The following is a 13,646-nucleotide window of genomic DNA, read 5'->3' on the forward strand; positions in this document are numbered from 1 at the left end:
TACGGCTAAGGGTTAAGAGTTATGGACCGGGTTTACTTCCGCTCATCCAGAGGATGATGGCCTGGTAATCCTCGGCACTGCAGTCCATGCACAAACCACGCGGCGGCATCGCCTTGAAACCCTGGGTCACGTGTTGCACCAGCGTCTCCATACCTTTCGCCAACCTCGGCGTCCAAGCTTCCTGATCGCCTCTTCTGGGCGCCATGGGTAGTTGGCCGGAATGACAGGCACCACAAACACGGTTGTACACGGCTTCCGGATCCTGTGTAGCCTGTGCGCTGTAAAGCGGCATCAGAACTCCGGCAGCCAGCAGCCATTTCGTCATAAAACGACCTTTTCAGGGTTGAGAGCGATCTGCGTTCTGTTGCGCAATCCAAGTCTGTCGCTCTCGTGAACTTCATCCTTCGCTGGGACAAAGCACACACAAAATCTGCGGCATTATATACTGGCGTCACTGAAACGGAAGCGACACCGCGTTCCGCGCCCAATCCCGGCGCCGCCCACATCGGAAATCCCATGCAACTCAAGAATCCCATCCTCGGCCTGTGCCAACAGTCCACGTTCATGCTCAGTGCCGCCAAAGTCGATCAGTGCCCCGACGACGAAGGCTTCGAAGTGGCGTTCGCCGGTCGTTCCAACGCCGGTAAATCCAGCGCGCTGAACACTTTGACTCACGCCAGCCTGGCGCGCACCTCGAAAACCCCGGGTCGCACACAGCTATTGAACTTCTTCAAGCTAGACGATGAACGGCGTCTGGTCGACCTGCCGGGCTATGGTTATGCAAAAGTACCGATCCCGCTCAAGCAACACTGGCAGCGTCACCTCGAGGCTTACCTCGGTGGCCGCGAGAGTTTGAAGGGGCTGATTCTGATGATGGACATCCGTCATCCAATGACCGACTTCGACCTGCTGATGCTCGATTGGGCGGTTGCGGCCGGTATGCCGATGCACATTCTGCTGACCAAGGCTGACAAGCTGACCTACGGCGCAGCCAAGAACACGCTGCTCAAGGTGCAGTCGGAAATCCGTAAGGGGTGGGGCGACCTGGTGACAATCCAACTGTTCTCCGCACCAAAACGCATGGGCCTGGAAGAGGCTTACACCAAGCTGGCAGGCTGGATGGAACTGGCGGATAAGGGCTCTGAGTTGCCTGCCGAGTAAATCGCAGGCAAAAAAAGCCCCGGACTTCATATGGGGAGGGAGAAGTTCCGGGGTTCAAGTTCCGAACCGCTAGGGCGGGGTTCAGATATCTGCCAACACTTAACACAACATAGGAGCATCGAAGGGCTTCACCAGCCATTCAGTATCTCTGAGTGGCCTGTCGCAAGATTAGTTCAGATTCTTTTCAAAAAACTTTGGAATAAGCCCAAGAGCGATCAGAACTAAACCCCTTCCGATGCGTTTGCCGCGACGTCATGTCGCGGCAAAATCCGGTCCCAGAGGCCTCAGTGCGCCTCGTCCCAGTTGTTGCCAACCCCGACTTCCACCAGCAATGGCACGTCCAGTTTCGCCGCTTCGCTCATGTGCACGCGAATTTCGTCGCGAACCTGATCGACCAGATCCTCGCGAACCTCCAGCACCAGTTCGTCGTGCACCTGCAGAATGACTTTGGCGTCCAGCCCCGACGCAGTCAGCCAGTTATCCACCGCCACCATGGCTTTTTTGATGATGTCCGCTGCGGTGCCCTGCATCGGCGCGTTGATCGCCGTGCGTTCAGCGGCAGCGCGTTCCTGCGGCTTGTTGGAGTTGATGTCCGGCAGGTACAGACGGCGGCCGAAGATTGTTTCCACGTAGCCTTGATCGGCTGCCTGGGCGCGGGTGCGATCCATGTATTCACGAACGCCCGGGTAGCGCGCGAAGTAGGTGTCGATGTAGGCCTTGGCGGTCTTGGTGTCGACGCCGATGTCCTTGCCGAGCTTCTGCGCGCCCATGCCGTAGATCAGGCCGAAGTTGATCGCCTTGGCGCCACGGCGCTGGTCGGAGGACACTTCGTTCAGCTCGACCTTGAACACTTCGGCGGCGGTGGCGGTGTGCACGTCCAGATTGTTGCGGAAGGCGTTCATCAAGCCTTCGTCGCGGGACAGATGGGCCATGATCCGCAGTTCGATCTGCGAGTAGTCCGCCGCCAGCAGCTTGTAGCCTTTCGGTGCGATGAACGCCTGGCGGATGCGTCGGCCTTCAGCGGTGCGCACCGGAATGTTCTGCAGGTTCGGATCGCTCGACGACAGGCGACCGGTCGACGCGACGGCCTGATGGTACGAAGTGTGGATGCGCCCGGTACGCGGGTTGATTTGCTCCGGCAGGCGATCGGTGTAGGTGCTTTTCAGCTTGCTCATGGAACGGTGTTCCATCAGCACTTTCGGCAAGCGGTGATCGTCCTCGGCCAGTTTCGCCAGCACTTCTTCGGCGGTGGAAGGCTGGCCCTTGGCGGTCTTCTTCAGCACCGGCAGGCCGAGTTTCTCGTAGAGGATCACGCCCAGTTGCTTTGGCGAGCCGAGGTTGAATTCTTCACCGGCGATCTCGAAGGCTTCACGTTCCAGCGCGACCATCTTGTTGCCCAGCTCAATGCTCTGGATGCCGAGCAGTTCAGCGTCGACGAACGCGCCCTGGCGCTCGATGCGAGCGAGCACCGGCACCAGCGGGATCTCGATGTCGGTCAGCACGCTGGCCAGGCTCGGGATGGCGCTGAGCTTTTCGAACAGGGTCTGGTGCAGGCGCAGGGTCACGTCGGCATCTTCGGCGGCATACGGCCCGGCCTGTTCCAGGGCGATCTGGTCGAAGGTCAGCTGCTTGGCGCCTTTGCCGGCGATGTCCTGGAAGCTCACGGTGGTGTGATCCAAGTACTTCTGCGCCAGGCTGTCCATGTCGTGACGGGTGGCGGTGGAGTTGAGCACATAGGACTCAAGCATCGTGTCGAAGGCAATTCCGCGTACGGTGATGCCTTCATTCAGATCACCGCCGATGGCGCAATTGGCCAGGATGTTCATGTCGAACTTGGCGTGCTGGCCGACCTTGAGCTTGTTCGGGTCTTCCAGAATTGGCTTCAGAGCGCGCAACACGGTGTCGCGATCCAGCTGCTCCGGCACGCCGATGTAGGAGTGGGTCAGTGGGATGTACGCCGCTTCGTTGGCCTGTACCGCGAAGGACAGACCGACCAGTTGCGCCTGTTGCGCGTCGATGCCGGTGGTTTCGGTGTCGAAGGCAAACAGCTTGGCGTTCTTCAGTTTTTCCAGCCAGACGTCGAAGCGCGCCTGATCGAGGATGGTCTCGTACGCGGCTTCAGCCGGAGCGGCAGGCGCTTCTTGCGCAGGCGCGCTGAACAGATCGCCGGCCGGCTCAGGCGCGACAGCGCTGCTCAGCTCCAGACGCTTGGCGTCGCGCTCCAGATCGTTGATCCAGCTCTTGAACTCCAGCAGGGTGTAAAGCTCAAGCAGCTTGGCCGGATCTTCCGGGCCCATTTGCAGGTCGTCGAGGCCGATGTCCAGCGGCACGTCGACCTTGATGGTCGCCAGTTGATAGGAGAGGAATGCCATGTCCTTGTGCTCTTCGAGCTTGGCCGGCAGGGTCTTGGCGCCGCGAATCGGCAGGGTCGGCACAATGTCGAGTTGCGCATACAGCTCGGTCAGGCCGCCGTTGACGCCCACCAGCAGGCCGGACGCGGTTTTCGGGCCGATGCCCGGAACGCCAGGGATGTTGTCGGAAGAATCGCCCATCAGGGCCAGATAATCGATGATCTGCTCCGGAGCGACGCCGAATTTCTCCTTCACGCCCTCCACGTCCATCGAACTACCGGACATGGTGTTGACCAAGGTAATGTGGCCATCGACCAGTTGCGCCATGTCCTTGTCGCCGGTGGAGATGATCACCGGGCGATCGGCAGCGGCGCTGCTGCGGGCCAGCGTGCCGATCACGTCATCGGCCTCGACGCCTTCGACGCACAGCAGCGGGAAGCCCAGAGCTTTGACGCTCTGGTGCAGCGGCTCGATCTGCAGGCGCATGTCGTCGGGCATGCTCGGGCGGTTGGCCTTGTATTCGGCGTACATCTCATCGCGAAATGTCCCGCCCTTGGCGTCGAATACCACGGCGAACGGGCTGTCCGGATATTGTTTGCGCAGGCTCTTGAGCATGTTCAGCACGCCCTTGACCGCACCGGTCGGCAGGCCTTTGGACGTGGTCAGCGGTGGCAGCGCGTGAAAGGCGCGGTACAGGTAAGACGAACCGTCCACCAGGACGAGGGGGGCTTGGCTCATGAGCAGGATCAACCTTTTCGGCGGGTCCGGCGCTAGAATAGCGGGACCGTTGACGACAAAGGGACAAGGTTATCATGCGTACGTTAAATCGCTTGCTGCTGGTCAGTTTGATTGCTGTCTCACCGTTGCCTGCGATCGCGGCGGATGATGCGCCGTCAGCGGAGCCGGAAGTCACCATCCGCACCGAGGGTGACAAGACCATCCAGGAGTACCGGCAGAACGGTTTCCTGTACGCGATCAAGGTGACCCAGAAGGGTTTCCCGCCCTATTTTCTGGTGCGTGCGGACGGTACTGATGCAAACTTCATCCGCTCGGACCAGCCGGATATGCTGATCCCCGCGTGGAAGATTTTCGAGTGGAAGTAGTTTCTTAATTTCAACCGGCGCCGGCTTGATGGCGGCGCCAGAACTGAGCAGTTTTTAACCATGTCTGTCTTCACCCCCCTGGCTCGGCCTGAGCTGGAAACCTTTCTCGCCCCATACGGGCTCGGCCGTCTGCTCGATTTCCAGGGGATCGCCGCCGGCAGCGAAAACACCAACTTCTTCATCAGCATGGAAAAGGGCGAGTTCGTCCTGACCCTGGTCGAACGTGGCCCGGTGCAGGAAATGCCGTTCTTCATCGACCTGCTCGACGTCCTGCACCAAGCCGATCTGCCGGTGCCCTACGCGCTACGCACCACCGACGGCGTGGCCCTGCGCGAGCTGAAAGGCAAGCCGGCACTGCTGCAACCGCGCCTGGCGGGCAAACACATCAAGCAGGCCAACGCCCAGCATTGCGCGCAGGTCGGTGACTTGCAGGCCCATCTGCACCTGGCGACCCAGGGTGACCAGATGATCAAGCGCAAGACCGATCGTGGCCTGGACTGGATGCTGGAAGAGGGCACGCAGTTTCTCTCGCACCTGAGCGATGAACCGCGCGCGCTGCTGCAAAGCGCGCTGGACGAAATCACCCAACAGAAAGAGAAAATTCTCGCGCTGCCCCGGGCAAACATCCACGCTGACCTGTTCCGCGACAATGCGATGTTCGAAGGCACGCACCTGACCGGGCTGATCGACTTCTACAACGCCTGCTCCGGGCCGATGCTTTATGACGTGGCGATTGCCTTGAACGACTGGTGTTCGGACGATGACGGACTGATCGACGGCCCGCGTGCTCGGGCCTTGCTCGGTGCCTACGCGGCACTGCGTCCGTTCACGGCAGCCGAAGCCGAGCTGTGGCCGACCATGCTGCGAGTGGCGTGCGTGCGGTTCTGGCTGTCGCGATTGATCGCGGCGGAATCGTTCGCCGGGCAGGACGTGCTGATTCACGATCCGAAAGAGTTCGAGCAGCGGCTGGCGCAGCGTCAGCAGGTCAGCACACCGCTACCTTTCGCCCTGTAAAAGAAAAAACCGCAGCCTGCGCAGGCTGCGGTTTTTTTGTATCAGAGCGATTCGAGACAACCCGCCAGATCATTCCCCAGCTTCTCCAGCACTTGCTCGTAACCCTGAGCCGTCGCTGGTGTGTAACCGCCCAGCGCATCCAGTTCCGCCAGTTTCACCGGCAGGCCCGCCACCAGGGTTTCGGCCAGGCGTGGGCGCAGCGGTGGCTCACTGAACACGCAGGTCTTGCCGACTTCCTGTAATCGCGCTCGCATTGCCGCGACATGCTGGGCGCCCGGTTGCACTTCCGCCGCGACGCTGAACACGCCGGTGTGTTTCAAGCCGTAGGCATCTTCGAAGTAGTCGAAGGCTTCGTGGAAGACGAAGTAGGGTTTGCCTTCAATACCGGCCAGACGTTTCTTCAAACGCTGATCCAGTGCATCCAGACGCTCGTCGAACGCTTTGGCGTTGTGCTGATAGCGCTCGGCGTTGGCCGGGTCGGCGGCGCTCAGGTCAGCAGCCATTTTGTCGGCAATCACCCGCGCGTTCACTGGCGATAGCCACAAATGCGCATCGAGAGTACCTGGGCGGTGATCGTGATCATGTTCGTCGGCGTCTTCGGCGTGGGAGTGGCTGTCTTCGGCGAAGCGGCGCAGCTTCATGCCCGGCAGGTCCTGCACGGCGATGCTCGGCAACGTACGACCGTTCAGCACGCGAGGCAGGAAACCTTCCATGTCCGGGCCGATCCAGTACAGCAGGTCCACCGATTGCACCTTGCGCACATCGGACGGGCGCAACGCATAGTTATGCGGCGAGGCCCCCGGCGGCAGCAGCACTTCCGGAATCGCCACGCCGTCCTGCACCGCAGCGGCAATCAGTTGCAGTGGCTTGATGCTGGTGAGGACTCTGACTTCGGCCTGAGCCGAACCGATCAGCAGAAAACTGGCGACAAATGCCACAAAAACAGAAAAAAGTCGGGACACGATGACCACTCATGGAGGCGAGAACGGGTAACATAATAACGTCTCTAACCAAACTCGTCGCCGCTCATGCCTATTACCCCGATTGCCAGCCGTCCCCACGACCACTCCCATTGCGTCCACAGCGCCCTGTCCGAGGCCGATGCCTTGTGTGCACAGAAAGGCCTGCGCCTGACCGCATTGCGTCGGCGGGTGCTTGAGCTGGTCTGGCAGAGCCACAAGCCGCTGGGTGCCTACGACATTCTGGCGGTGCTCAGCGAGCAGGACGGCCGCCGCGCCGCGCCGCCGACCGTGTACCGGGCGCTGGATTTCCTGCTGGAAAACGGCCTGGTGCACCGCATCTCTTCGCTGAACGCTTTCGTCGGCTGTGTACACCCGAAACATTCGCACCAGGGCCAGTTCCTGATCTGCCGCGAGTGCCACGCCGCTATCGAACTTGAACAAAAAACCATCAGCGACGCGATTGTCCACAGCGCCAAGGACGTCGGCTTCATCGTCGAAGCCCAGACCGTCGAAGTGGTCGGCCTCTGCTCCGGTTGCCGGGGGGCTTGATGAGCGATGCGTTGATCCGTCTGGAGCAGGTGGCTGTCCGGTTTGCCGGGCAGAACGTGCTGGACAACATTCACCTGAGCGTCGAGCCGGGGCAGATCGTCACCCTGATCGGCCCCAACGGTGCCGGCAAGACCACGCTGGTGCGCGCCGTGCTCGGGTTGCTGAAACCCGACAGCGGCAGCGTCTGGCGCAAGCCGAAATTGCGCGTCGGTTACATGCCGCAAAAGCTTCATGTCGATCCGACCTTGCCGCTTTCAGTGCTGCGTTTCCTGCGTCTGGTGCCGGGCGTCGATCGCCCGCGTGCGCTGGCGGCGCTCAAGGAAGTCGGTGCTGAACACGTCATCGACAGCCCGGTGCAAAGCGTGTCGGGCGGTGAAATGCAGCGCGTGCTGCTGGCTCGGGCACTGCTTCGCGAGCCGGAACTGTTGGTGCTCGACGAGCCGGTGCAGGGCGTCGATGTGGCCGGCCAGGCCGAGCTGTACAGCCTGATCACTCGTCTGCGCGACCGCCACGGTTGCGGGGTGTTGATGGTGTCGCACGATTTGCATCTGGTGATGAGCACCACAGATCAGGTGGTGTGCCTCAACCGTCACGTCTGCTGCTCCGGGCATCCCGAGCAGGTCAGTGGCGACCCCGCTTTCGTCGAGCTGTTCGGCAATCACGCACCGAGCCTGGCGGTCTATCACCACCATCACGACCACGCCCACGACCTGCACGGTTCAGTGGTCAAAGGGCCTTTGACGGGCCAACCTCACGTTCACGGAGATAGCTGCAAGCATGGCTGATTTTCTGTTTTACGCCCTGCTTGCAGGTCTGGCGCTGGCGGTGGTCGCGGGGCCGCTTGGCTCGTTCGTGGTCTGGCGGCGCATGGCCTATTTCGGTGACACCCTGTCCCACGCCGCGCTGTTGGGTGTGGCGCTGGGCTTTCTGCTGGATGTCAGCCCGACCGTGGCGGTCACCGTGGGCTGCCTGTTGCTGGCGGTGCTGCTGGTGACTCTGCAACAGCGCCAGCCGCTGGCCTCCGACACGCTGTTGGGCATTCTTGCACCGAGCACGCTCTCTCTCGGCCTGGTGGTACTAAGCTTCATGCATGAAGTGCGGATCGACCTGATGGCCTATCTGTTCGGCGACCTGCTGGCGATCAGCCCGACCGATCTGGCGTGGATCCTCGGCGGCAGCGCGGCGGTGCTGGTGTTGCTGGTGACGCTGTGGCGCCCGTTGTTGGCGATCACTGTGCACGAAGAACTGGCCCGGGTCGAAGGCCTGCCGGTGGCCGGTCTGCGCATGGCGCTGATGCTGTTGATTGCGGTGGTGATCGCCGTGGCGATGAAAATCGTCGGTGTGTTGCTGATTACGTCGCTGTTGATCATCCCGGCGGCTGCGGCACAACGTCACGCCCGTTCGCCGGAGCAGATGGCGCTGGGCGCGAGCCTGCTGGGCATGCTTGCCGTGTGTGGCGGGCTGGCGCTGTCCTGGTTCAAGGACACCCCGGCCGGCCCGTCAATCGTTGTGACGGCGGCCGCACTGTTTCTGCTGAGTTTTGTTCTGCCCCGTCGAGGGGTGTAGACTTGCTCGTTTTTTGCGCAAATAGAGAGTCGCAGGAATGAAGCCGTTCGCCTCCCGTTATCTGCTCCTTGTCGCATTTTCAGTGCTGCTGGGCGCCTGCCAAAGCACGCCGCCGGTGGCCGAAGCCCCCGATGCGCGGGCCACGGCCATCGCACAGCTGGAGCAAAGCCTGGCCAGCAGCGAACTGGCCACTGCCGAGGACCAGTTGGCAGCCTTGCAGGCCGAAACACCCAACGATCAGTCCCTTGAGCAATACCAGCGTCAGTTGGCCGAAGCCTATCTGCGCCGCAGCCAGATTGTCCTGCAGAAGGGCGATGTGAATGCTGCCGCAACCGCTTTGGCCCGCGCCCGCGCGCTGATGCCCAAGGCCCCGGCGCTGACCGGCGGCGTCAATGGCGCCATCACCCAGGCGCGCAAGGCTGAGCTGGAGAAAGCCGAGGCAGCGCTCCAGGCCGCCGAAGCCAAGCCGAAGGCCAAGGTGATCGATCCGACCGCCGAGAGCACCACGGTTGCGCTGAATATCAACGATAGCCGCAAACTTCGCCGTCAACTCGATGCGATCGCCGCCGATGTGGTGAATTACGACTGTGCGGTGAGCATTCAGGCCCCGCGCACCAATGATTACCCGTGGCTGGCGACGTTGATCACCAAGCGCGTGAAGAAGCTCGATCCGGATTTCGATCTGAAGATCGAAAAACAGATCCTGCGCAGCATTCCCGCTCAAGTGGTCTTGAGTCCTCGCAAGCCATAAGAAATCGCGAGCAGGCTCGCTCCCACAGGTACAACGTGATTCCTGTGGGAGCGAGCCTGCTCGCGATGACTATTTCAGACATTACAAAACTATCAAGCCGGAATCGCCTTGGCCTTCGCCTCACGATCCCAAACCCGATGCTGCCCGATCGCAGCAAAGAATGGCTTGGTCAGCGCGCCAACATCCTTGCCTTCTAGCAACCCCGCATCCGCCTCCAGCTTCAGCACGTCCAGCAACTGTTTGGCCTCGCCATGCAGCGCAATCGCCTTCAGGTGTTTGTACGCCTCCAGCAGGTAATGCAACGCCACGCCGTCACCGCTCAATGCCTTGACCGACGCCGCGCCACCCGGCACGAACACCGCGTCGAACGCTACCGATGGCAAACCCTCCATCGACGCATCCACCGCCAGGCTTTTGCCATCGGCCGTCTTCACCGGCGCCGAAGTCGGGCCGAGCAGCTTGGCGTGTGCACCTTCTGCCGCCAGAGCCTTCTTCATTGCATCAATTGCGGCACCATCGACGCCGTTTGCCGCCAGAATCGCCACTTTTCGCGTCTTGATATTCTCCGGCAAGAGGTTGGCCTGGCTCAGGGACGGTGAGTGATCCAAAGATGTTTTGCGCACCTCGACCGTGCCTTTGGCTGGCGCCGGAAGACCAAGATTCGCAGCCACACGCTTGGCCAGTTCCAGATCGATATTGGCCAGAATCTCGTTCACCTCCCGCACACGAATGTGTTCCCGCTCAACCTTGCCCAGCTCGAAGCTGTAGGCCGAGATGATGTGTTCCTGCTCGTGCTTGCTCATGCTCTTGAAGAACAGCCGCGCCTGGGAGAAGTGATCGCTGAACGACTCGCTGCGCTGGCGGATCTTGTTGGCGTCGATGCGTTCCGGGTAGCTCTCGAACCCGCCGTCCTGTGCAGCCGGCGGAGTTTCTTTCGGCCAGCCGCCATCAATGGAGTTGGGTTCATAAGAGGCCCGGCCCTTGTCGATCACCGTGCGGTGCTGGGCATCGCGCTGGCCGTTGTGGAACGGTGCCACCGGGCGATTGATCGGCAACTCATGAAAGTTCGGCCCGCCGAGTCGGCTGATCTGCGTGTCGGTGTAGGAAAACAGCCGGCCTTGCAGCAGCGGGTCATTGGAGAAGTCGATGCCCGGTACGATATGGCCGGGGCAGAACGCGACCTGCTCGGTCTCGGCGAAGAAGTTGTCCGGGTTGCGGTTGAGGGTCATCTTGCCCAGCGGCGTGATAGGCACGATTTCCTCGGGGATCAGTTTGGTCGGGTCGAGAATGTCGAAATCGAAGTCGTGCTCGTTTTCCTCCTCGATGACCTGTACGCCAAGTTCCCATTCCGGGTAGTCACCCATTTCGATGGCTTCCCACAGATCGCGCCGATGGTAGTCGGTGTCTTTGCCCGCAAGTTTTTGCGCCTCGTCCCACACCAGCGAACAGGTCCCGGCGGTAGGGCGCCAGTGGAATTTGACGAAGCGCGATTTGCCCTCGGCGTTGATCAGCCGGAAGGTGTGCACGCCAAAGCCCTGCATGCTGCGCAGGCTTTTCGGAATGGCCCGGTCGGACATGGCCCAGATGACCATGTGCGCCGATTCCGGCACCAGCGACACGAAGTCCCAGAAGGTGTCGTGAGCTGAGCCGCCCGTAGGTATTTCGTTGTGCGGTTCGGGTTTTACGGCGTGAACGAAGTCGGGAAACTTGATCGCGTCCTGAATGAAGAACACCGGCATGTTGTTGCCGACCAGATCGAAGTTGCCTTCGTCGGTGAAGAACTTCACGGCAAAACCGCGTACGTCACGTACGGTGTCGCCGGAGCCACGAGGCCCCTGCACTGTGGAAAAACGTACGAACACCGGGGTTTTCTTCCCCGGATCCTGCAGGAAACCGGCCTTGGTCAGCGCCGAATGGTTCTCGTAGCTCTGAAAGAACCCATGGGCGCCAGTGCCGCGGGCATGGACGATGCGTTCGGGAATCCGCTCATGGTCAAAGTGCGTGATTTTCTCACGCATGATGAAGTCTTCCAGCAGCGACGGTCCGCGAGGCCCGGCCTTGAGCGTGTTCTGGTTGTCCGCGACCTTCACGCCCTGATTGGTGCGCAGGGCCTGGCCGGTGGCGTCGGAACGGAATTTTTCCAGGCTGTCGAGTTTGGCGTTGGTGTTGGCGCGATCCGGGGTGTCGGTGCCGGCCATCTGGCTTTTGTCTGTGGCAGGTTTTTTCGTACTCATCAGTCGTGAACTCCTGTCTGTCCCGAATTTCTCCGGGACGCTTGAGTGTTTCCCGGGCACGGCACCCAGGGTTTTCAAGTCGCTTATCTAGTGACTGACGAGGGTTTTGGGCGTTCCTTTTTTATGACCTTTAGTCCTGTTATTGCCAAATCGAAGGTTAATTGCGAAATAAATGCTAAGAACCTCTATACGGACAGGCTAAAATGCGCGCCCGGCTAACCGCTGATCCTTTTCCAACGCGCCCCACAAGGTTCGCTACGTGATCGAGTTTCAAAACGTCCATAAGACTTACCGCGTCGCCGGTAAGGACATCACTGCGCTGCACCCGACCAGCTTCTCCATCGAGAACGGTCAGGTGTTCGGCCTGATTGGCCATTCCGGCGCGGGGAAAAGTACCCTGCTGCGTCTGATCAATCGCCTGGAAGATTCCAGTGGCGGCAAGATCATTGTCGACGGTGAAGAAGTCACCGCACTGGACGCCAACGGCCTGCGCCGTTTCCGCCAGCAGGTCGGGATGATCTTCCAGCACTTCAACCTGCTGGCGTCCAAGACCGTGGCCGACAACGTCGCGCTGCCGCTGACCCTGGCCGGTGAACTGTCCCGCGCCGAGATCGACCAGCGTGTGGCCGAGTTGCTGGCGCGGGTCGGTCTGTCCGATCACGCCAAAAAGTATCCGGCACAGCTGTCCGGCGGCCAGAAGCAGCGCGTCGGCATCGCCCGCGCCCTGGCGACCAAGCCGAAAATCCTGCTGTGCGATGAGGCCACCAGCGCTCTCGACCCGCAGACCACGGCGTCGGTCCTGCAACTGTTGGCCGAGATCAACCGCGAGCTGAAACTGACCATCGTCCTGATCACTCACGAGATGGACGTGATTCGCCGTGTCTGCGATCAGGTGGCGGTGATGGACGCCGGCGTGATCGTCGAACAAGGTTCGGTGGCCGAGGTGTTCCTGCATCCGAAGCACCCGACCACCAAGCGTTTCGTTCAGGAAGACGAGCAGATCGACGAGAGCGAGCAGCGCGATGACTTCGCTCACGTGCCGGGCCGCATCGTGCGTCTGACCTTCCAGGGCGAAGCGACCTACGCGCCGTTGCTGGGTACCGTCGCCCGGGAAACCGGCGTGGACTACAGCATCCTGGCCGGTCGTATCGACCGCATCAAAGACATTCCTTACGGGCAATTGACCCTCGCCGTCACCGGTGGCGACATGGACGCGGCGTTCGCCCGTTTCACCGCCGCTGACGTTCACATGGAGGTGTTGCGCTAATGGCAGACCTGATGAGTTTCTTCACCAATATCGACTGGTACGAAATCTGGCTGGCCACCGGCGACACCATGATGATGCTCGGCGGTTCGCTGCTGTTCACTGTGTTGCTCGGCCTGCCGCTGGGCGTGCTGCTGTTCCTCTGCAGCCCGCGTCAGTTGCTCGAAGCCAAAGGCGTGTACGCGCTGCTGTCGCTGGTGGTGAACATCCTGCGTTCGCTGCCGTTCATTATTCTGTTGATCGTGATGATCCCGTTCACCGTGCTGATCACCGGCACCTCGCTGGGCGTGGCCGGTGCGATTCCGCCGCTAGTGGTGGGTGCAACGCCGTTCTTCGCGCGGCTGGTGGAAACCGCTCTGCGTGAAGTCGATCGCGGCATCATCGAAGCGACCCAGTCGATGGGCGCGACCACTCGCCAGATCATCATGAACGCCTTGCTGCCGGAGGCCCGTCCGGGCATCTTCGCAGCGATTACGGTGACGGCGATTACACTGGTTTCCTACACGGCGATGGCCGGTGTGGTCGGCGCCGGTGGCCTGGGTGACCTGGCGATCCGTTTCGGCTATCAGCGTTTCCAGACTGACGTGATGATCGTGACCGTGGTGTTGCTGCTGATTCTGGTGCAGGTGCTGCAAATGGTCGGCGACCGACTGGTCGTACATTTCTCGCGCAAATAACCCGGTTTGGTAAT

The 13,646-nt window shown here is 61.0% G+C and carries 13 protein-coding genes; 9 read left to right on the top strand and 4 right to left on the bottom strand.

The genetic code is table 11. The annotated features are described in order from the left end of the window. Window positions 1-19: 19 nt before the first annotated feature. Window positions 20-325 (bottom strand): c-type cytochrome, encoded by a 306-nt coding sequence (locus tag C6Y56_RS00265; protein ID WP_085713044.1) that lies wholly within the window; start codon window positions 323-325, stop codon window positions 20-22. Between the two features lie 191 nt (window positions 326-516). On the opposite strand from C6Y56_RS00265, the gene yihA reads away from it, so the two are divergent. Beyond that, a complete protein-coding gene (yihA, locus tag C6Y56_RS00270; protein ID WP_169428254.1) occupies window positions 517-1,161 on the top strand; it encodes a ribosome biogenesis GTP-binding protein YihA/YsxC in 645 nt (214 codons plus the stop codon). Window positions 1,162-1,445: 284 nt separating this feature from the next. On the opposite strand, the gene polA is transcribed toward yihA, so the two are convergent. Then, window positions 1,446-4,250: a DNA polymerase I gene (polA, locus tag C6Y56_RS00275; RefSeq protein WP_169428255.1), complete on the bottom strand. Its 2,805-nt coding sequence runs from the start codon at window positions 4,248-4,250 to the stop codon at window positions 1,446-1,448. A 74-nt stretch (window positions 4,251-4,324) separates the two neighbouring features. On the opposite strand from polA, the gene C6Y56_RS00280 reads away from it, so the two are divergent. Further along, window positions 4,325-4,615 (top strand): DUF2782 domain-containing protein, encoded by a 291-nt coding sequence (locus tag C6Y56_RS00280; protein ID WP_065260182.1) that lies wholly within the window; start codon window positions 4,325-4,327, stop codon window positions 4,613-4,615. A 60-nt stretch (window positions 4,616-4,675) separates the two neighbouring features. After that, window positions 4,676-5,629, top strand: a complete 954-nt coding sequence (locus C6Y56_RS00285; RefSeq protein WP_169428256.1) for a homoserine kinase — start codon at window positions 4,676-4,678, stop codon at window positions 5,627-5,629. Window positions 5,630-5,670: 41 nt separating this feature from the next. Here C6Y56_RS00285 and C6Y56_RS00290 read toward each other — a convergent pair whose 3' ends face one another. Further along, window positions 5,671-6,591 (bottom strand): zinc ABC transporter substrate-binding protein, encoded by a 921-nt coding sequence (locus tag C6Y56_RS00290; RefSeq protein WP_169428257.1) that lies wholly within the window; start codon window positions 6,589-6,591, stop codon window positions 5,671-5,673. A gap of 66 nt (window positions 6,592-6,657) precedes the next feature. Between C6Y56_RS00290 and zur the strand changes: the two genes are divergently transcribed. From zur to C6Y56_RS00310, 4 genes are read left to right on the top strand one after another with little or no spacing between them, the layout of a single operon-like run. Beyond that, entirely contained in the window at window positions 6,658-7,140 is a 483-nt protein-coding gene (zur, locus tag C6Y56_RS00295) for a zinc uptake transcriptional repressor Zur (RefSeq protein WP_011331783.1), read from the top strand. After that, the gene (znuC, locus tag C6Y56_RS00300; RefSeq protein ID WP_169428258.1) at window positions 7,140-7,925 is read left to right on the top strand and encodes a zinc ABC transporter ATP-binding protein ZnuC; all 786 of its coding nucleotides are present in this window, start codon (window positions 7,140-7,142) and stop codon (window positions 7,923-7,925) included. The genes zur and znuC overlap by 1 nt, the downstream gene beginning before the upstream one ends. After that, window positions 7,918-8,706 carry a zinc ABC transporter permease subunit ZnuB gene (znuB, locus tag C6Y56_RS00305; RefSeq protein WP_065260666.1) on the top strand — a complete coding sequence of 263 codons (789 nt, stop codon included), beginning with the start codon at window positions 7,918-7,920 and terminating at the stop codon, window positions 8,704-8,706. Before znuC ends, znuB begins: the two co-directional genes overlap by 8 nt. A gap of 37 nt (window positions 8,707-8,743) precedes the next feature. Next, window positions 8,744-9,457 (top strand): PA5502 family lipoprotein, encoded by a 714-nt coding sequence (locus tag C6Y56_RS00310; protein WP_169428259.1) that lies wholly within the window; start codon window positions 8,744-8,746, stop codon window positions 9,455-9,457. 92 nt (window positions 9,458-9,549) lie between these two features. Here C6Y56_RS00310 and katE read toward each other — a convergent pair whose 3' ends face one another. Beyond that, window positions 9,550-11,691 carry a catalase HPII gene (katE, locus tag C6Y56_RS00315; protein WP_169428260.1) on the bottom strand — a complete coding sequence of 714 codons (2,142 nt, stop codon included), beginning with the start codon at window positions 11,689-11,691 and terminating at the stop codon, window positions 9,550-9,552. A 259-nt stretch (window positions 11,692-11,950) separates the two neighbouring features. On the opposite strand from katE, the gene C6Y56_RS00320 reads away from it, so the two are divergent. Together C6Y56_RS00320 and C6Y56_RS00325 are read left to right on the top strand one after the other, a co-directional pair. Beyond that, complete coding sequence (locus tag C6Y56_RS00320) at window positions 11,951-12,958, top strand: methionine ABC transporter ATP-binding protein (RefSeq protein WP_169428261.1); 1,008 nt, start codon at window positions 11,951-11,953, stop codon at window positions 12,956-12,958. Next, a complete protein-coding gene (locus tag C6Y56_RS00325) occupies window positions 12,958-13,632 on the top strand; it encodes a methionine ABC transporter permease (protein WP_065260662.1) in 675 nt (224 codons plus the stop codon). The genes C6Y56_RS00320 and C6Y56_RS00325 overlap by 1 nt, the downstream gene beginning before the upstream one ends. Window positions 13,633-13,646: the final 14 nt, after the last annotated feature.

It is taken from the genome of Pseudomonas fluorescens (genome assembly GCF_012974785.1).
In the GTDB taxonomy this organism is placed as follows: Bacteria; Pseudomonadota; Gammaproteobacteria; order Pseudomonadales; family Pseudomonadaceae; genus Aquipseudomonas; species Aquipseudomonas fluorescens_BT.